This is a genomic window from Brachyspira hampsonii (assembly GCF_001746205.1).
GTDB classification, from domain to species: Bacteria; Spirochaetota; Brachyspiria; order Brachyspirales; family Brachyspiraceae; genus Brachyspira; species Brachyspira hampsonii_B.
Map to the genome: position 1 here is coordinate 1 of NZ_MDCO01000009.1, position 19,075 is coordinate 19,075.

Below are 19,075 nucleotides of genomic sequence, written 5' to 3' on the forward strand. Positions count from 1 at the left end.
TTTGCTAGATAAAGGAGCCGATGTAAATGCTAAAGATGATAATTATGTTACAACTTTGATATTGGCTTCAGAAAAAGGGTATTTAGAAGTAGTAAAATATTTGCTAGATAAAGGAGCCGATGTAAATGCTAAAGATGATAATTATGTTACAGCTTTGATGTTGGCTTCAAATAATGGGCATTGGGAAGTAGCAGAATTTTTAAAATCAAAATGGGCTAAATAATAAAATATATTTAAAATTTTTGTTCTTTGACAATTTACTATAATACTAGTATAATAAGCATACAACTATTTTTTAAGGCTGGTATGGAATATTCAGAGTATCTTGAAAAACTTAAAAAAGAAATTATCACTGTTGATAATATGAACAGAATAAATGACTGCTATATAAGGTATTTATTTTCAGAAAAAGGTAATGAGAGAATAATACTTAGTTTTATAAATTCTGTTATGAAAAATATGAATTTCAAAACTTTTATAAAAGCTGAGATTCTTAATTCTTTTAACTTGAGCAAATATTTAGAATCTAAAGAGTCTGTGATGGATATAAGATGCACTACCGACAGCGGAGAAGTTGTTATTATAGAGATACAGTCTCAGGGCAATATTGAGTTTATTTACAGAAGTTTATTTTATTGGGCTAATGGTTATGCTGTGATGTTAAATAAGGGCGATAATTATAATAATTTATGTCCTGTAATAAGTATTAATATTTTGAATTTTAATTTGATGTATGATATAAATGATATTCATACATGTTATGTTTTAAAAGAGATTAAACATAACAGAATACTTACTAATCATTGTCAGCTTCATTATATAGAACTTCCTAAATTTAATTTTAATTCAAGTTATGATGAAGCGGAGAAAAAATTTTTATCTTGGTTAAAATTTTTTAAGGGGGATAAAATGGAAAATTTATTGAAAGAGGATACTATATTTGAAGAGGTAAAATCAAAATCCGAATCATTTGTACATACTAATCCTTTAATAGATAGCTATAGAAGAAAAGAGGCTGATGAATATTTTAATAAAAGAATGCTTGATTATGAATTAGCAGAAGCCGAGAGAAAAGGTATATCAAAGGGTATAGAAAAAGGTATAGAGAAAGGTATAGAAAAAGGTATAGAAAAAGGTATAGAGAAAGGTATAGAGAAAGAAAAATATGTGTTAGCTAAAACTATGAAGAATGAAAATCTTGATATAAAGTTAATAAGCAAAATAACTGGTTTAAGTACTGAAGAAATTTTAAAATTGTGATTTTATAATTAAATATGTTTTAATAATTATGCATTTATTAAAATGTTTCTAAAAATATTTTTTTGTGTTATAATATTTGGCAATAAAAATAGGGCAGATAAGTGAAAAATAATATCATAGCTTTTATTAAAAGAAAAAATGAGTCCATTCATACAACCGAAACTATATATGTAGCTTCTATACTTACTATGGTTGGCGGATTTGTAGATGCTTATACTTATATTACTAGGGGAGGCGTTTTTGCTTATGCTCAGACAGGTAATATAATATTTTTTGCTATGGGTTTGGTTAAAAAACAATTTAACGATACTCTGCATTATTTTATGTCTATTATAATTTTTGTTATTGGTATTTTTTTTGCTTTATATATAAAGCAAATTTTGAATAAAAGGAAGATTATTGAATTTGAATATGTTATTATATTAATACACTCTATTGTACTATTTATAGTAGGATTACTGCCTCAAACATTTTCAGATACGGTGATTGTAGGAAGTATATCATTTATGTCGGCAATATTTATGATAACATTTAATAAGGTGGAAGGACTTTCTTATGTTACAAATATGTGTACAGGTAATTTAAGGTCTGCTTCAGAGAATATATTTAAATTTTTATTTAATAAAGATAAAACAGGATTAAAAAAAGGTTTGATGTATATTACAATATTATGTTCTTTTGCTTTAGGAGCTTTTTTAGGAACTTTATTTACTAATATATTTGGAATCAGAGCTATATGGATTTCTTCTGCTTTATTATTGGTAGTTGAAAGTTTGATGTTTTTTGAAAAATAAATGTGTTTATAATTTTTTTATATAATTAAAGGATATTTATTATGGATAAAGATTATTATAAAATACTTGATGTTAATATATTTTCAAGCAATGAAAAAATAAAAAGATCTTATAGGGAATTGGCTATGAAATATCATCCGGATAGAAATCCTGGTGATGAAGAAGCTAATCAAAGATTTGTGGATATAAATGAAGCTTATGAGATTTTATCTAATAAAGACAGCCGCATGCAGTATAATATTAAATATTTATCTTCCAATAAGTATATTATTGGAGGATTGGCTGCGGCAGGCATTGGATTAGGTTTAATATTAGGCAGAAGAAAAAAATGATTTTTAATATTTAATGATAAATTTTATACAGAGGATATGATAAATGGCAGATAAAAGAGACTATTACGAAGTATTGGGCGTAGCAAAAACAGCTACTAACGATGAAATAAAAAAAGCATATAGAAAATTAGCTATGCAGTATCACCCAGATAGGAATCCTGGAAATAAAGAAGCTGAAGATAAATTTAAAGAGGCTACAGAGGCTTATGAGATTTTATCTGATGAGAAAAAGCGGGCTCAATATGATCAATTTGGTTTTCAGGGTGTTCATAGTGATTTTGCTGATGCTTATGGCAGAGGCGGTTTTGATTTCTCATCAATGTTTGGAGGTTCAGGCGGATTCGGGGATTTAGATGATATATTTAGTTCCTTTTTCGGAGGCGGATTTTCCGGAAGAAGTTCAAGATCTCAAAGAAGAGGTAATGATATAAGACATGATGTTACTTTATCTTTGGAAGATGCTGTTTTCGGAAAGAAAATGGAAATTAAATTAGATAAAAATGATACCTGCGATGTTTGTCATGGTACAGGAGCTGAACCCGGTACAAAAACACAGACTTGTCCTACTTGCGGAGGAAGCGGCGAGGTTAGAATGGCTCAAGGCTTTTTCAGTGTAAGGAGAACATGCAGTAAATGTAATGGAAGCGGTTCTATAGTAACAACTCCTTGTAAGAAATGCCGAGGAACTGGAACTGTTAAGAAAAATAAAACTATTTCTGTTAATATTCCTAAAGGTATTGATGATAATACTCAGCTTAGGGTAAGCGGAGAAGGCGAGGCTGTAGGAGGCGGAATAGCAGGTGATTTATATCTATATATTCATGTAAGTCCGCATCCTTATTTTGTAAGAGATGGTATAGATTTAATAACAGAAGTAGGAATCAATATTGCACAGGCGGCATTAGGTGCTGATATTTATATACAAACTTTGGATAAAAAGAAAGTGAAAATAAAAATTCCAGCTGGAACTAATAGCGGACAAATATTTAAATTAAAAGGAAGCGGTGCTACTCATATAAACAGATCCGGTAGGGGAGATTTATTTGTTGTAGTGAATATAGATGTTTCATCTAAATTGTCTGCTGAGGAGAAAAGATTATTTAATGAACTTAAAAAGGTTATGCCTCCTAATGATGAGCCTGCTTTAAGAAAACCTAATAAAACTAATTGGTGATAGTAAATTAATAATTATAAAAGGGGGAATTATCCTCCTTTTTTAATTATGATTGAAGTTATAGATTAATTTTAATATTTTATCTGTATTTTGAATTTCATCTATTGATGACATAAATAATTCATAAGATTTGTTATTTTCAGTCATTTTTTTTATTTTTGATATTATTGATATTGGATTTTTTGAATTGTATATTAATGCATTTTTCTCATCAGATGCTATTTCAGCAGATGAGCTTTTAGCATCTATTATAGGCAATGTTTTATAATGCCAAGCTGCTATTAACTGAGTATAGAAAGAATCTTTTATATTATGTATTATCATGCAGTTTGAAGTTTCTATTTCTTTTCCTATTTGTCTATTATCATCTTCATCTATAAATTCAACATATTGTTCTATAGATAATTTATGAATATTTTCTTTTAATTCTTTATCATATCCTATTATTTTTAATTTATATATATCATCACTTTCTTTCAGGTATTGGGCATAAGCTGCTGTACATTTGAAAATACTATCCTCTTTATTATAAAATATTATTATTGATTTGTCTTTTTTAGATTTTTTATCATTATTAATAAATATATAAGGAGAGAAATAAGGCTGTATGATTTCTATATTTTTTATATCTTTATGTAAATATAATAATCTTTCCTTTGTTTTTTTACTTCCGCATATTATTATATCAATATTATCAGTATGTTCATAATCCAATTTCATAAGTCTTTTATCTATTAATGTTGTTTTACTGTCTTTTTTCTCATGAAAATATAAATGATTTTGGAAATTTAAAGCATACCATATTATTACAGGTAATTTGTTTATTCTTTTTTTTATTAGAATATTTTTAGCCATAGATGCTGCTATATTCATGGGAAAATCTACAGCTATAATTGCATCAGAATTTTCAGCAATATTTGCTATATTATTTGCCGACTTTTTTAAAAATAATAAAGATAAATGTTTTCTTGTAATATAAGCAGGAAAATTCTTTGGAAATGATTTTGAAAATACTGTTATTTTTATAGATGATTTGTAAAAATGTTCTATCATATTAAGCATAAATTGATTAGATTTATCTTTTATATTACTAGCATTAGATATTAACACAATAATTTCTTTCATTTTTTATCCGTCATAATTAAAATATACCAAATTCCATTCCGATATTTGAAATGATAAATAAGGACTTGTTATGAAAATAAATAAAATTTTATTTATAATTTTTACTATATATATTTCGGCATATTCTAGAGATATTTTACAATATCATACTGTAATGAGTGATAGAAATGCAAATATAACTTTGGAAAGTATAACTGTAAATACAAATAAAAATAATTTAGCAACAAATGCTCAATATGATTTAAATAAAGAATTAGATAAAGTTAGAAAATTTATGCAAGACGGTAATTTTTTTGATGCAATTAATTTGTGTAATTCTTTAGAAAATAATTATAGAGATTATTATGAAATATATTATCTTAGAGGGCTTTCATATTATAGAAGGGCTGATCTTTATTATGCTTCTTTAGATTTTAAAAAACTTTTATCTCTATACATAGAAGAAAAAGATCATAATATAGTTTATGGTATGATATTTGATTTTTTTGATACTATTAATGAATATGAGGAAACTTTAAGATTATGTATTACTGCATATAAAGCAACTAATAATCCTCATTGGCTTTTTTTAGCTGGTAATTCTGCTTTAAAAAATGGAGATGTTAAGAGTGCTGATTATTATTTCAATGCTTGTGTAAAGCAAAATAATTCGTATGCAAATGAAGGATTTGGAGATATAAATTATTTGAATAAACAGTATGACAGTGCAATAAATAATTATAGAAAGGTGAGATATTCTAATAATGAAGAAAAGATTAGAATTCAGACAAAAATAAGTAATGCTGCTGTGAAAAGAGAACTATATTCCTGGGATAAAAGTTTTTCATCTCGAAATTATACAAATGCAATAAATATATTAAATAATATATCTTCATATTCTTCTGATTATCCGGAAATAACAGTTGCTTTGGCTAAAACATATTTTGCTTTGGAAGATTATAATAATGCAAAAAGTATATTATTAAAACTTATTTCATCTGTAAGGGATTTTGATGAAGCTTATGCTATATTAGCTCAAATATATTTATATGAACAAAATGAAGCTGGGGCTATAAAAATATTAGAAACAGGTTTAGAATATACATATAATAAACCTAGATTATATGAGACATTTGCATCTATGTTATATGATTTAGGCTATAGTTATTATCCGGATAGAATAATATCTCAGATTCTTAATTTATATAATATTTCTGATGAAAATAAGATTGATTATAGTAGAAGTTTGATAAGACAAAAAAAATATGATGAGGCTTACAAATTATTAAAATCCGTATCATCTTATAAAGATATAGTAGACGGTTTGTTAAATAATATAGAATATAATAAAATATTAGATAAGGCAGAGTTGCTAAAGCAGAAAAAGTATTATGTTGATATAATGCAGCTGCTTTCCAAATATAAATTTGTAGGAAATGAAGAACAGATTAGAATAGGTTATATTGCTGATGCTTATAATAATTTAGGTTCTATAGATGAAGCTATCAATATATTAAAAGAAAATTTTAATTCAAATACAATAAGTGTTAATAATGTTCTTCTACTTAGAAAGATGTTAGGTATTAGAGCTTCAAATAATGATACATCTGTTTATCAAAAGGAGAGAGATGCTATAGATATAAAAGCTACTGAATATTGGGAAGAGGAATTAAAATTACATTTGAATTTGGTTACAGATAGAATATTTGAATTTATTAGATTTAATCAATTTAATGAGGCTTTAGCTTATATATCTGATTTGAGAAATAAAAATTATGATGTTGCTTATATAAAACATATTGAGTCATTAACTTATGGGCTTTATGCTGCATATTTATATGATAATAAGAGATATGAAGAAGCATCTGAAACTGCTGCTTTGGCTGTAAGAAGAAATAGAAGCAATTATGATGCTATTGCTGTTCAAAATGAAATGTATATAGATTCTTATTTAAGTTCTATTGGATATTATAATAATATAAGTGCTTATGTCAGTTTATCTTCTATTATGAAAGAGGTTTTGAGAATTTCTCCTGCTTATATAGAAAATAGAATAAGACTTGCCGAGGCATATATATATGAATATAATATAGAAGGATTTAACATCGTTAATAGAATTACTGAATATATTAATGTTAATGGCGGAAAAGATTTATTGTTGGGCAGTGTATATAATAGAGCTTATTTATATGAATATTCCATTCTATGTTATGATAGGGCAGCTAAATATATTGATATTAATCCTCTATATGCAGCCGAAAGTGCTGTTAATATAGATAATTATAATCCTTCTTCTGAGGAGCTTCAAAAGTTAATAAGTGCAAATGTTAATAATCCTGATAAACTTTATGCTGCTTCAAAGATTTATACCAAAATTGGTAATTATAGTGAAGCTTTAAATATAATTAATAATGCTTTATCATTTGATAGCAAGAATATTGATTATATTTATCAAAGAGCATATATAAATGAACTTATGGGTAATACTAAATCAGCATTATCAGATTATGAAGATATAATGAAAATGAAAAAGAATTATGCTGCTGCTAATTACAGAGCTGCTTTGATTTATCTTAACAATTTAAAAAATGATATGGATGCTGAAACTTATGCTTTAAATTATTTAGCTTTACTCCCTGATGATTACAGCGGATATAAACTTTTAGCGGATATTTATAAATTTAGGGCAGAAAAATATATAGATGGAAATACAACAAATTTACTTAAAGAGGCTTTGAATAACTATCAAACTGCTTTAAGTAAAGCTGTATGGGGAAGAGACTTAGAAAATAGAAATATAATATTAAAAGAAATTGATTATGTTCAAAATAAAATAATAGAGTAAAATAATAAAGCATAAAGTGCATATTGAAATCCCGCCTTTTATGCTTTTCTATGCTTTACTAATATAAAAGTGTTTATTAATTTTTTTACTTAATTTGTTAAAGCATTCCCACCCAAATTTTTATTATATTTTTATTTTTTACACCGCACGTTAAACAGTTCTTTATTAATAATTTAAATTATAATTATTCATTATATTATATTTATAATTTTGTTTATCGTGCGGTAATTGCCGCAATAAATTTTTAAAAAAATTGGGCGGGCAGCTAAAATAACAGTTAAAGTTAAAAAATAATATAAAGAAGAAATGACATAAAATAATAGAAAGTCTATAGGGTGGGGATACGAGTGAGCATATTTTTTATGATTAAAGTAAATTAAGTCTTTTTTCTATTGCTATTCCATAAACTCGTTCATCATTATCTTTTATGGAAGCTTCAACACAATTATATATAAACTTTGTTGACTTTTTCAAAGCATTTTCTATAGTATCACCTTTTAATATATATGCTAATAATGAAGCTCCGAAAGCATCTCCTGTACCCGGTATCATTATATCTATTTTAGGATAATAGCTAGTTATTATATTATTATTTTTATAGCATAGACTTCCTATATTATCATCTTTTGAAACACTTGTAACGATTACTGTTTTCGGACCAATTTTAGAGAGTTCTATTGCCATGTCTTTAACTTCTTCTTCATTATATTTTATAGAAGGATCTTTTCCTAATAATATAGCCAATTCTGTAATATTGGGTGTTGCTATATCAGCATATTTTATTAATTCTTTCATAGCATCTACATGATCATTAGACATTGAAGGGTATAGCTTACCATTATCACCAAGTATCGGATCTATAAGAATAGTTCCAATATTAAAACTCTTTATTATATCTACAACAATATCAGGCTGTTTACCAGAAGCTACCCATCCTACATAAAAAGCATCAAAATTAGGTTTTCTTAATTTTAACTCTTCTACAATTTTTTCTAATTGTTCAGTTAAATCAAAAGCACAGAAAGACTCAAAAGCGGTATGATTTGAAAGTATAACACTGACAAGAGGTGAAACTTTGATACCAAAATGAGATAATATGGGTATATTGACTGTTAAAGATGCCTTACCATAGGAGCATAAATCATTTAGAATCAGTACATTAAAGTTATTATTCATAAATTTATTTAAATATAATGAGAGCTTTGCTATCTGCAAGAACTTTATATCCGGATATTTGTGCAAAATATGCAAATTGTTCAAGAGTTATATCATATCTGTCTTCTATTTCTTCTTTAGTAACTTTCATTTTTTTACCGCCGGATAAAAAAGAATTAAGTTCAAATCCGCTAGTTCCAAATTTTCTTTCAACTTCTTTTTGAAATGGATTTTTTTTACCTCTTCTCATTTATTGCTCCAAATGATATATTTTGATATATTATCATATAATAGTTTTTTTTTCAAATAAATTTTACTAAAAAACTCATTCCTAAAATAACTATGAATTATTTTTTTTAATTTATTTGTTATATTAAAGTATATTATTTAATTAAATTATATTTTATGAACTATTTTGTTTGGTATAGGTTTCTTTATAAATATGTAATACTGTAATCTTTTATTGTAAAAAATCCTATCCATAAATAATATGAATAGGACTTTAATTTTTATATTGAAGAATTGTTTTACTGCTTAGTCAATTCTACAGTGCTTCCATCTGGTTTAGTATATGTAGCTGTTGTTTTATCGTTGCTGAATGTTATTTTATGATCTATTTTTTCTATTGCAGCATCATTTGAAAATAAAATCTCTGATATTGTTAAATTGTCATTATTTATTATTTCAGAATGATAGTTTCCTTCTTTCATGGTGCTGATTGTAGCAATATTTTCTTCTACTTTCAAAACTATATCTCCTGATGAATATGTTCCTAAATAAGGAGTAAATAGATCTGATTTCATTAATTCATAAGAATATTCTTTTCCATATATAAAATCTATTTTATATATTATTCTATCTTTTTCTAATTCATACGACATTATAACCTTTTCATTATTATTGTCATAATGTTCTGATTTTAAAACATTATCTTGTAATGTGAAAGTCATTCCCACATTTGTCATTCCTTTATATCCGTATATATTACCTTCTTTGTCTATTAAAATAGTATAATTTTTAGTTTTGATTTGACCATTAGTATCGAAAGTTGGTATATAGTAATTACCAGTATATGCTTCCAATCCTTTAATTTTATTTATTACTACATAGTCTTCATCAGGAATATTAAAATCTTCTTTATCAAAGATATTTTTTCCGCTGAATTTTATATGATCATCAAAAAGATTAACTTCAAGTATTGAATATATTTGATTATATGTGTTACTTAACTGAGAGTTTCCATTAATATCCATTAACAATGAATTTTTTGATAAAGATAAATTAGTTATTGGATTTTTATCTTCTCCTATGTATATATTTCCATTTTCTATTCTAAATACGACATGAGTGTAGCTTCCATTTGTAAATTCATGTTCATGATAGTATCGGCCGTCATATCCTTTTAGAAAGTTTGATATTTCTACAGCATCTGTTTTTATTTCTTTGGTATTATTACCTGAACATCCAGTAATAAATATAATCATTACTAATGACATAATTAATAAAAATTTTTTAATCATTTTTACTCCTTTGTAAATTAAAATATTATTTTTTAAATAATATGTTAATATTGTAAAAAAATCAATATCATTATTTGTTATAATAATTTAATTATTTATTTTTATGAAATAATTTTTAGTATCTATTTAATTCAATAGCTGTACCATCTGGTTTTGTATATACTGCTTTGCTTTTATCATCATTAAATACAAATTTATGCTCTTTTGTACCTTCTCTCGAAGAATACTGATATATAGTTAAAGTATTTCCAATGATAACAGGTGTATAGCTATATGGCACAGTATTTAATTGAGCATCAGTAGTTGTTATTGTTAAAGTTGTGCTGCTATCTGTTGATTTATATGTACCGCTATATGGGCTAAATAGATTGTATTTTGTTAAAGTTTCATACTGTAATTGATTATTAATCCAAGTATTGCCAAATATTAATTTATAATCTTGATTTTCATCTTTATTATAAAAATGAAGTTCTTGTTTACTTGAAGTTCCTCCGGTTTGTTTATATGTTATTATTAATACATTATTACTTAATTCTGCTTTTGAATAATTGATTTTAAAATTATCATCCATATACACTTGTCCGGCTGTATCTATAAGTATATAATATTTTTTAGTATCATCATAGTCATAATAGTAGTAGTTTCCTGAATAAGTTATTAATTCTGATATAGGGTCTCCGATTTTTGTCTCATAGCCTATGGTTGGTTTTTGATAATTTTCTTTGTGGAATATTGCATTTGCAAAGAGATAAATATTTCCATCGCTTCCGAAATTAAAAGTATACATTTCATCATTCATATCATACCCTAAATTAATACCGGGACTTTCAGGCTTACCTTCTATATATATTTGAAGTTTATTTCCTACTAAAGTTTTCATTGTTGCTTCAACTTTGGTACCATATCCATTATATATTAAATCGCCGTCTATTATATATCTAAGCCCAAGACTATTATCCTCGTATCTTGAATAATAAGTTCCGTTATGATTTTTTATAAATTCAGATATTTGTGCTTGATCTGTTATTATAATTTCTTCTGGCTGAGTACTTTGATTTTCTGTAGGATCTATAAAACTTCCATCTCCAATATTAATTTCCTTTTCTGGATTTGGGTCTGTTATTGTTGCTGAACAATTTAACATTAATAGAGATATAAATATTGTTAATAAAATTTTTTTAATCATAATTTTCTCCTAACAAAAATTATTGAAAATATAAAATAAGTTTATATAGTATTTAAATATTATTTTTACGAATATGTTAAGAAAATAAATATTATTGATATATAGCAATATTATCATAAATAAAATTTACCTTACTATAATCTATATTATAATGATATAATAGGTTTATTAAAAGTCAATAATGAATATTCATTTTTTATAAACTATAATTGGTATATTTGTTAATTTATCCATTTTTGTGTTTGAATTATAAATTAAAAAATAGTAAAATATATTGACATTATTTTTTTATTTGCTATAATAGTAATATACATAATTAAATACTCATGAGGGAGTAATTGGCGTATTTCACGTGGCAAAGCCAACATCGCAGCTCTTAATTGGTAGAGTTTGGTTAGCCTTAATTAATGAGACTCAAGTATAAATAAATCTTTAAAGATTAGTGTAATCTTCTATTCTTTGATGATTTATTTATGCATGAGTCTTTTTTTATGCATTTTATTTTTAATAATTAAATAGGAGGTAATTTATGAATGGTTTTTTAGGAAGTAAAGAAGATATTCTTAAAGAACTCAAAGTTGATTCTAAAATTGGGTTAACTGAAGACGGCAGAAAAACTAGTTTAGAAAAATATGGTGCCAATAGTTTTACAAAAGAAAAAGGGGCTACTTTAATTCAAAAAATATTAGAAGCATTGAAAGAACCTATGATATTAATGCTTATATTTGCAGGCATTATAGCAATAGGTGTAAATACTTTAGCATATTTTAATGGAGGACATGCTGACTTTTTAGAATGTTTGGGTATATTTTTGGCTATAAGTTTATCTATTACTATTACTATAGTTATGGAAGGTAAAAGTGCCAAAGCATTTGAAGCATTGAATAGTATTAATGAGGATATTAGAGTAAAAGTTATAAGAGACGGAAATATAGAAATAATCAATCAGAAAGATTTGCTTGTAGGAGATATTGCTTTTATAGAAACAGGAAATAAACTTCCGGCTGACGGCAGATTATTAGAAAGCGTATCTCTTAATATTGATGAATCAGCTTTAACAGGAGAAAGTGAGCCTGTAGAAAAAGATGCTGAAGCTATACTCACAGATGAAAAAACTCCTGTAGCTGAGAGAATAAATATGGCTTATTCGGGTTCATTTGTTACTACAGGTAATGGTAAAATGGTAGTTACCTCTGTAGGAGATGCCACAGAGTTTGGTAAAATAGCTAGAGAGCTTTCAAAAACAAAGAAAACTTCTACTCCTTTACAGGAAAAACTCGCTCTTTTAGGAAAAAGAATAGCGGCATTTGGTATAACTGCTGCTGTAATAGTATTTATTATTCAAGTAGTTAATTTTATAAGAACAGGTAATGCTAGTTTTGATACTATTTCTGAAGCGTTTATTACAAGTATAGTTTTGATTGTAGCATCTGTACCAGAGGGACTTCCTACAATAGTTGCAGTTTCTCTTTCTATAAACATTATAAAAATGGCTAGACAAAATGCTTTAGTAAAAAAGATGGTGGCATGTGAGACTATAGGAAGTGTAAATGTTATTTGTTCTGATAAGACTGGTACTCTTACAGAAAATAAAATGACATTAAATAAATTATTTGCTAATGGTGAATATATAGAGCCTGAAAATATTAAAAATGAAAAGATTATAAAAAACTTTGCTATCAACTCTACAGCAGATGTTGATTATAAAGATAATCAGGCTAAGTTTTTGGGAAACCCTACAGAATGTGCATTACTTGTAGCAGCAAGCAAGTCTGGATTTAATTATAAAGAGATAAGAGAGAAATCAAAAATAATATATGAATATCCTTTCTCATCAGATACAAAAAACATGACAACAGTTGCCAAGATAGATAATGAAACTATTGTATTTACAAAAGGAAGCCCTGAAAAAATAATGGCTATGTGCAGTATAGGTGATGCTGAGAAAAAAGGTATTGAAGAGGCAATAGAAAAATTCCAAAATGAAGCGAAAAGGGTAATAGCATTTGCTCACAAGATAGTAGATGATAATGTTGAAAATAATAGAGAAAAACTTGAAAGTAATATGATATATGACGGATTTGTAGCAATATCAGACCCTGTAAGAAAAGAGGTTTATGATGCTGTTGAACAATGCAGAAGTGCTGGAATAAACATAAAAATGCTTACAGGTGATAATATAGTTACAGCAACTGCTATAGCTAGAGAATTAAAAATACTTAATGAAAACAGCATAGTTCTTGAGGCAAAAGATATTGATGCTATGGACGACAGCACATTAAAACAAAATTTAAGTAAGATATCAGTTATAGCAAGAAGCACTCCTACAGTAAAAATGCGTGTAGTTAATGCCATAAAAGAGATGGGGAATGTAGTTGCTGTTACAGGAGATGGTATTAATGATGCTCCTGCGATTAAAAATGCCGATGTTGGCGTTGCTATGGGTATAACAGGTACAGAAGTATCAAAAGAGGCTAGCGATATAGTTCTTCTTGATGATTCATTTGCTACTATTGTTAAAGCTGTTCAATGGGGACGAGGAATCTATGATAATTTCCAGAGATTTATACAGTTTCAGCTTACAGTTAATTTAGCTTCTGTAGTGGTTGTTCTCATTTCTACATTGACAGGTTTGAAATCGCCTTTTTCTGCCATACAGTTATTATGGATAAACATTATTATGGACGGACCTCCAGCTATAGCTTTGGGACTAGAACCTATAAGAGACAACTTGATGAAAAGGATGCCTACAAAAAGAAATGCAAGTATCGTAACTAAAAAGATGATATTTAAAATAGTATTTTCAGCTACCATTATGATAGTATTATTTATGCTTCAAAGCAAATTAAATATACTTAATGTTACAGAGGCAGAACAGCCCACAGTATTATTTGCCATGTTTGTAATGTTCCAGATATTTAATTCTTTTAATAGCAGAGAATTAGGATTTGACAGCGTATTTAAATACTTTTTGAATAATAAATTAATGCTTTTAAGTATGGGTATTACTTTTGTATTACAGATATTAGCAACTCAGTATGCTGGCGGATTTTTTAATACTGTACCTTTAAGCGTAGATACTTGGTTAAAAACGGTAGGAATTTCAGTTATTGTTATTTTAGTTGCAGAAATTTTTAAAATATTTGCTAGAATGATAAAGAGATAAATTTTTTATATTAAAAATTGGAATTATTTTTTAAAATAATGTATAATAATTCCGAATTTATATATAGTATAGAGTAGATATGAGATATGAATAATATTGCTATTATAGTATTTATATGTGTATTCATTACACTTTTGCTTATAGTTAGAAAGTTTTTATTTAAGAAATTATCAGATAAAACTTCTGATATTGATAAGGTAAATAAATTTCTTAGTGAAGGAAGAAATGATATTGCCTTATTAAAACTTAAAGAAATTTTAGCTAAAGATAAGTCAGGCATAAAAAGAGCTGAGATACATTCTATGATGGGTGACTGCTATGCCAAGATGGAAGAATATTCTTTTGCAATAGTAGAATACAGACATGCTATAGATGAAGGGTATAATAATCCTGAAACTATTTTATCATTATCCAGAGCTTTAAATAAAATTGGTAAAAAGGAAGAAGCATTAGCTCAATATCTTACACTTTTTAATATAGAAGATTATAAACTTGTGGTTGCACTAGAAATAGGTGTAATCTATTATGAAAATAGACAGTATGAAACAGCAATAAAGTATTTTGATGAAGCATTAGATATACAGCCTAATAATTCAGAAGCCTTAAAATATAGAGCTTTTTGTTTTGTTAATATGGGCAATTTCAATGATGCTATATCTGCTATGAATAATATATACAAGAAATTTCAAGATGATCCTTTGTTGAATTATAATTTAGGAAGAGCTTATAGAGGAAGAGAAGATTATAAATCTGCTATAAGGTACTATTCCAATTCTTATAAAGACAAAGAGTATGCTGTTAAATCATTATATGAAATGGGTCTTTGTTATATTAAATTAGAAAATATTGAGGCTGCTATAAACACTTTGGAAAAAGCTATAAGTTATGATAGTTATGATAAAGAATTAAATTTGGCTATACTTTATACTCTTTCTGAATGTTATGATATAGTGGGAAATATAAATAAATCTATGGAGATATTAGAAAGTATAATTGTAATAGATCCTAATTATAAAGATGCTAATGAGAAACTCAACAATTATAAAGATTCAAGATACAGCGAAAATATTAAAAAATTCTTTAAATTGGAGGGAGATGAATTTATTGATGCTGCTTTAAAAGTTGTAGCAAGCATAGGACTCATACCATATTCTTCTAAGGTAACTGATAAAAAATATATTATAGTTTTTGCTAAAGAGAGTAATAGTCCTCATTCTCCTAAAAAGATAGTTTATTTCAGAACTTCTTATAGTCCTATATTTAATGATGAGCTTGTGAATTTATATGATTATGCGGTTAATGCAAATATTGCTAACAGCATACTGATAACTTGTGCTATGGTAAGTCCTGATGCTATAAGATATGCTGCTATGTCAAGAATTGATATTGTGGGTATAAAGAGGCTTGAGAATCTGCTTGACAAATCTAATCTTACTAATTTACCTGTAGGTGTAACTAGAACAGAAGAAAAACTTAATTGGATATTATGATATAATATTTTAAGTTGGTTATAGATGTGAACAGCAATAGATTAATATTCATTCTATTGCTGTTTTTATTTTATAGCAGTTGATTTTTATTTAAAAGTAATTCAAAATAGTATAAAATTGTTTATGGGATAGTTTAAGCTAAATGAAAAAAGTACAGGATTTTTATTTTAAAAAGGCAAAAGAAGAAAATTATAAAGCTAGAAGTGTATTTAAATTAGAAGAAGCTCAAAATAAATTTAAATTTATAAAGGCATCAGATACAGTTCTTGATGTTGGATGTTCTCCCGGATCTTTCAGTCAGTATATGCTCAATAAAATATTGAAAAGCGGCTGTGTTGTAGGTGTTGATATACTTCCTAATTCATTTGCTCATCAAAGATTTACATTTATATTGGGAGATATAAAAGAGATGGATATTACATCATTCAATAATACTTTATTTGATGTTGTAGTAAGCGATGCTATGCCTAATACTACATCGGATAGGGAAACTAATCATTTCCGTTCCATTTCTTTATGCAGGTCTATATTTAATTTGGCTAAAGATGTATTAAAGGAGAATGGACATTTTTTTATAAAGGTTTTTGATGGTAAAGATTTGCAGATATTCAAGAAAGAATTATCTGAATATTTTGATTCTGTAAATGTATTTAAACCTAAAAGTTCAAGAGATGAAAGCAGAGAAATATTTTTATTTTGCAAAAATTTTAAAAAGTTACGATAATATAAAAAAGGAGTAATAATGAAAAGAGAATTTGCTTTGGTATTAGAAACTTATGAAAATAATATAGCTAAAGTTGAATTGCAGAGAAGTGCAAGCTGTGATGGATGTACTATATGTAATTCAGGAAAACCTGTTGTACTTAGAGCATTTAATAAAATTAATGCTGATAAAGGAGATAGTGTTGTTATAGAAGTTGAAGAATTAAAAAAGGGAATTAATTTTTTTGTTTATATAATACCTTTGATTTGTCTTATAGCAGGCTATTTTCTAGGAGAATATATATCTAAATTATCAAATATAGAGCATAATTTAGGTCCCATATTTTCTTTTATTGTATTTTTTGTTTATGTTATTTTAGGATTACGAAAATTAAAAAAGGATAATAAAATAATAGCAAATATAATTTGTAAAAATAAAGTTATAGAAAATTTTGATAAATAGGCTTTATATGAGAAGAATAATACCAACTATAATAACTATTATTGCAGTATCAATCATAACATATCTGTTGATTTCTAAAGATAGACCTTATGAACAATCATATATAATAGGAAATGATGCTGTATCATCTTTAAATAAAGTTACAGGTCTTAAAGTTCGTCCTAAAATAGATAATATAGAAGAAGGGGATATAAAGATATTAAATTTTTATAATGTTGATGATGTGATAAGTTATAGTGTTAAGTATGCCAATTATCTATGGAAGAATGAAGGATATTATATTACAACAAATTATTATTTTGGTAAAAAGCCTGATGGAAAAATAGAGCTTGCAAAAAACTCGTCTGAAGAGGGCAGAGTTATAAGAATAAATGTGGAGTGCAATACTAATAATTCATTTACTGTTATACTAAGTTTGCTCAACGGCAGTTTAATAATGAGAAACACTAATGAAATAAGCAGTAATGAAGTGAATACTAATGATTAAATAAACTAGTTTACAACTTACAAATTAAAATAAAGTTTAAGATGTTATTTTTAAAATTTAAAATTAATTATATTTTTATGCTTTATAAGAGGATAACTTATCCTAATAAAAAATAATTAATATATATTGTTATATACCAATTATAAAGTATAATATTTATATATAAAATTTATGGGTATTAATTATGATTAATTTTAATATAGTTGAATTTAAAAAAGATTCGGCAATATTTGTTGCTGGAGAAAATGCCAGAGAGGTATTTTATATAATTAAAGAGGGTATAGTAGTAGATAAAAATTATGTTATAGAAAATACTAATTTCGAATTTACTTCTGGAGATATAATAGGTATTGTTCCTGCTATACTTTCAGAGCCTTATTATTCAACTGCGATAGCCGCAACAGATGTACAGTTAGTAGAAATATATGCTAGCGATATATACAATATAGAAGATACAAAAATAATAGAAAAAATATATAAACATTTAATAAAATTTATGGAAATATGGTTAGGCAAATATTTTTATAAATTATCAGAATCTTTAAATATAGAAAGCTATAAAGAAGATGATGCTTTTGAAATTGCAAATATTTATAATAATAATGGATATAAATCAGCAGCTCTTTATATGTATAAAAAAATTATAGAAATGTTCCCTAATGAAGACCATAATGAAATAAACAATAAAATAAATGAAATAGAAAATAATTATAACATAAAGCCGCCTTTAGAAATAGGTTATAATCTGCAGGAATATAAATCCGGTACTTGTATATTTTCTGAATTAGAGAGCAAGACAAATCTATATGTAATAAGAGATGGAAAAGTTGGGGTTTACAGTGTATTTAATGGAAAAATTATTACTAGAATAATATTTAAAAGCGGAAATATTATAGGTTATAAGCCCATATTTGGAAATAAACTTCTTCTTACAACATGCATAGTATTAGAAGATACGATACTCCAAACTATAAATAAAGAAGATTTTCTCAAGTTAGCTTCTAATAATACTAAACTTCAGTATCATCTTGTAAATATAATGGCAAGGAGAACATACAATACCATAATAAAAAGCTATAGTATAACAATAAAAAGTCCTCTCGGAAAATTTTATAGTATGGTATATTCATTTGTAAAAACTGAATTGCTGTTTGATAAAAATATTGATTTTTTAGAACTGTCATATACTATTAAGGATATATGTTCTATGGTTGGTATAGAAAATACTAATTATATAAAATCAGAAATGAATAAAAATAAAGTAATATTATTTTCTAGTGATGAAAGAATAATAATACCAAATATAAAAAATTTCTTTAAAGAGTATGATATGTATAGAAAGAGAAATTCTACTCCAAATATATCTCAATAGTTATGATTGAATATTTTGCTTGTAT

17 protein-coding genes are annotated in these 19,075 nt (G+C 26.2%); 12 read left to right on the forward strand and 5 right to left on the reverse strand.

From position 1 onward, the window contains the following. The 5 genes from BFL38_RS05235 to dnaJ all read left to right on the forward strand — a co-directional run. On the forward strand, positions 1 to 223 hold a 223-nt coding region (locus BFL38_RS05235), incomplete at its 5' end, for an ankyrin repeat domain-containing protein (protein WP_142950328.1). Between the two features lie 83 nt (positions 224 to 306). After that, positions 307 to 1,260 carry an Rpn family recombination-promoting nuclease/putative transposase gene (locus BFL38_RS05240; protein WP_069726072.1) on the forward strand — a complete coding sequence of 318 codons (954 nt, stop codon included), beginning with the start codon at positions 307 to 309 and terminating at the stop codon, positions 1,258 to 1,260. A 101-nt stretch (positions 1,261 to 1,361) separates the two neighbouring features. Next, complete coding sequence (locus BFL38_RS05245; RefSeq protein ID WP_069726073.1) at positions 1,362 to 2,054, forward strand: YoaK family protein; 693 nt, start codon at positions 1,362 to 1,364, stop codon at positions 2,052 to 2,054. 41 nt (positions 2,055 to 2,095) lie between these two features. Beyond that, complete coding sequence (locus BFL38_RS05250; RefSeq protein ID WP_069726074.1) at positions 2,096 to 2,386, forward strand: DnaJ domain-containing protein; 291 nt, start codon at positions 2,096 to 2,098, stop codon at positions 2,384 to 2,386. Between the two features lie 43 nt (positions 2,387 to 2,429). Then, on the forward strand, positions 2,430 to 3,560 hold the full coding sequence (gene dnaJ, locus BFL38_RS05255) for a molecular chaperone DnaJ (protein WP_069726075.1): 1,131 nt from the start codon (positions 2,430 to 2,432) through the stop codon (positions 3,558 to 3,560). A gap of 42 nt (positions 3,561 to 3,602) precedes the next feature. On the opposite strand, the gene BFL38_RS05260 is transcribed toward dnaJ, so the two are convergent. Then, positions 3,603 to 4,685: a glycosyltransferase gene (locus BFL38_RS05260; RefSeq protein WP_069726076.1), complete on the reverse strand. Its 1,083-nt coding sequence runs from the start codon at positions 4,683 to 4,685 to the stop codon at positions 3,603 to 3,605. A gap of 70 nt (positions 4,686 to 4,755) precedes the next feature. On the opposite strand from BFL38_RS05260, the gene BFL38_RS05265 reads away from it, so the two are divergent. Then, positions 4,756 to 7,509 carry a tetratricopeptide repeat protein gene (locus BFL38_RS05265; RefSeq protein ID WP_069726077.1) on the forward strand — a complete coding sequence of 918 codons (2,754 nt, stop codon included), beginning with the start codon at positions 4,756 to 4,758 and terminating at the stop codon, positions 7,507 to 7,509. Positions 7,510 to 7,875: 366 nt separating this feature from the next. Here BFL38_RS05265 and BFL38_RS05270 read toward each other — a convergent pair whose 3' ends face one another. From BFL38_RS05270 to BFL38_RS05285, 4 genes are all read right to left on the reverse strand, one after another. Further along, the gene (locus BFL38_RS05270; protein WP_069726490.1) at positions 7,876 to 8,685 is read right to left on the reverse strand and encodes a pyridoxamine kinase; all 810 of its coding nucleotides are present in this window, start codon (positions 8,683 to 8,685) and stop codon (positions 7,876 to 7,878) included. A 4-nt stretch (positions 8,686 to 8,689) separates the two neighbouring features. After that, positions 8,690 to 8,914, reverse strand: coding sequence for a hypothetical protein (locus BFL38_RS05275; protein ID WP_014487650.1), 225 nt, complete (start codon positions 8,912 to 8,914; stop codon positions 8,690 to 8,692). 277 nt (positions 8,915 to 9,191) lie between these two features. After that, positions 9,192 to 10,184 (reverse strand): hypothetical protein, encoded by a 993-nt coding sequence (locus BFL38_RS05280; RefSeq protein ID WP_069726078.1) that lies wholly within the window; start codon positions 10,182 to 10,184, stop codon positions 9,192 to 9,194. 115 nt (positions 10,185 to 10,299) lie between these two features. Further along, on the reverse strand, positions 10,300 to 11,370 hold the full coding sequence (locus BFL38_RS05285) for a hypothetical protein (RefSeq protein ID WP_069726079.1): 1,071 nt from the start codon (positions 11,368 to 11,370) through the stop codon (positions 10,300 to 10,302). 529 nt (positions 11,371 to 11,899) lie between these two features. Between BFL38_RS05285 and BFL38_RS05290 the strand changes: the two genes are divergently transcribed. The 6 genes from BFL38_RS05290 to BFL38_RS05315 all read left to right on the forward strand — a co-directional run bounded on the left by BFL38_RS05290 (position 11,900) and on the right by BFL38_RS05315 (position 19,050). Beyond that, a complete protein-coding gene (locus BFL38_RS05290) occupies positions 11,900 to 14,536 on the forward strand; it encodes a calcium-translocating P-type ATPase, PMCA-type (RefSeq protein WP_069726080.1) in 2,637 nt (878 codons plus the stop codon). An 86-nt stretch (positions 14,537 to 14,622) separates the two neighbouring features. Continuing rightward, positions 14,623 to 16,026 carry a tetratricopeptide repeat protein gene (locus BFL38_RS05295; RefSeq protein ID WP_069726081.1) on the forward strand — a complete coding sequence of 468 codons (1,404 nt, stop codon included), beginning with the start codon at positions 14,623 to 14,625 and terminating at the stop codon, positions 16,024 to 16,026. A gap of 142 nt (positions 16,027 to 16,168) precedes the next feature. Continuing rightward, a complete protein-coding gene (locus BFL38_RS05300) occupies positions 16,169 to 16,750 on the forward strand; it encodes an SAM-dependent methyltransferase (protein ID WP_069726082.1) in 582 nt (193 codons plus the stop codon). Positions 16,751 to 16,768: 18 nt separating this feature from the next. Beyond that, entirely contained in the window at positions 16,769 to 17,191 is a 423-nt protein-coding gene (locus BFL38_RS05305; RefSeq protein ID WP_069726083.1) for a SoxR reducing system RseC family protein, read from the forward strand. 7 nt (positions 17,192 to 17,198) lie between these two features. Next, entirely contained in the window at positions 17,199 to 17,678 is a 480-nt protein-coding gene (locus BFL38_RS05310) for a hypothetical protein (RefSeq protein WP_069726084.1), read from the forward strand. 184 nt (positions 17,679 to 17,862) lie between these two features. Then, positions 17,863 to 19,050: a cyclic nucleotide-binding domain-containing protein gene (locus tag BFL38_RS05315; protein WP_069726085.1), complete on the forward strand. Its 1,188-nt coding sequence runs from the start codon at positions 17,863 to 17,865 to the stop codon at positions 19,048 to 19,050. The last annotated feature ends 25 nt before the right edge of the window (positions 19,051 to 19,075 follow it).

Bases quoted from the DNA above. Each gene is read 5' to 3' on its own strand.
- BFL38_RS05240 (WP_069726072.1), top strand. From the start codon at position 307: ATGGAATATTCAGAGTATCTTGAAAAACTTAAAAAAGAAATTATCACT.
- BFL38_RS05250 (WP_069726074.1), top strand. From the start codon at position 2,096: ATGGATAAAGATTATTATAAAATACTTGATGTTAATATATTTTCAAGC.
- dnaJ (WP_069726075.1), top strand. From the start codon at position 2,430: ATGGCAGATAAAAGAGACTATTACGAAGTATTGGGCGTAGCAAAAACA.
- BFL38_RS05260 (WP_069726076.1), bottom strand. From the start codon at position 4,685: ATGAAAGAAATTATTGTGTTAATATCTAATGCTAGTAATATAAAAGAT.
- BFL38_RS05265 (WP_069726077.1), top strand. From the start codon at position 4,756: ATGAAAATAAATAAAATTTTATTTATAATTTTTACTATATATATTTCG.
- BFL38_RS05270 (WP_069726490.1), bottom strand. From the start codon at position 8,685: ATGAATAATAACTTTAATGTACTGATTCTAAATGATTTATGCTCCTAT.
- BFL38_RS05275 (WP_014487650.1), bottom strand. From the start codon at position 8,914: ATGAGAAGAGGTAAAAAAAATCCATTTCAAAAAGAAGTTGAAAGAAAA.
- BFL38_RS05280 (WP_069726078.1), bottom strand. From the start codon at position 10,184: ATGATTAAAAAATTTTTATTAATTATGTCATTAGTAATGATTATATTT.
- BFL38_RS05285 (WP_069726079.1), bottom strand. From the start codon at position 11,370: ATGATTAAAAAAATTTTATTAACAATATTTATATCTCTATTAATGTTA.
- BFL38_RS05290 (WP_069726080.1), top strand. From the start codon at position 11,900: ATGAATGGTTTTTTAGGAAGTAAAGAAGATATTCTTAAAGAACTCAAA.
- BFL38_RS05295 (WP_069726081.1), top strand. From the start codon at position 14,623: ATGAATAATATTGCTATTATAGTATTTATATGTGTATTCATTACACTT.
- BFL38_RS05300 (WP_069726082.1), top strand. From the start codon at position 16,169: ATGAAAAAAGTACAGGATTTTTATTTTAAAAAGGCAAAAGAAGAAAAT.
- BFL38_RS05305 (WP_069726083.1), top strand. From the start codon at position 16,769: ATGAAAAGAGAATTTGCTTTGGTATTAGAAACTTATGAAAATAATATA.
- BFL38_RS05310 (WP_069726084.1), top strand. From the start codon at position 17,199: ATGAGAAGAATAATACCAACTATAATAACTATTATTGCAGTATCAATC.
- BFL38_RS05315 (WP_069726085.1), top strand. From the start codon at position 17,863: ATGATTAATTTTAATATAGTTGAATTTAAAAAAGATTCGGCAATATTT.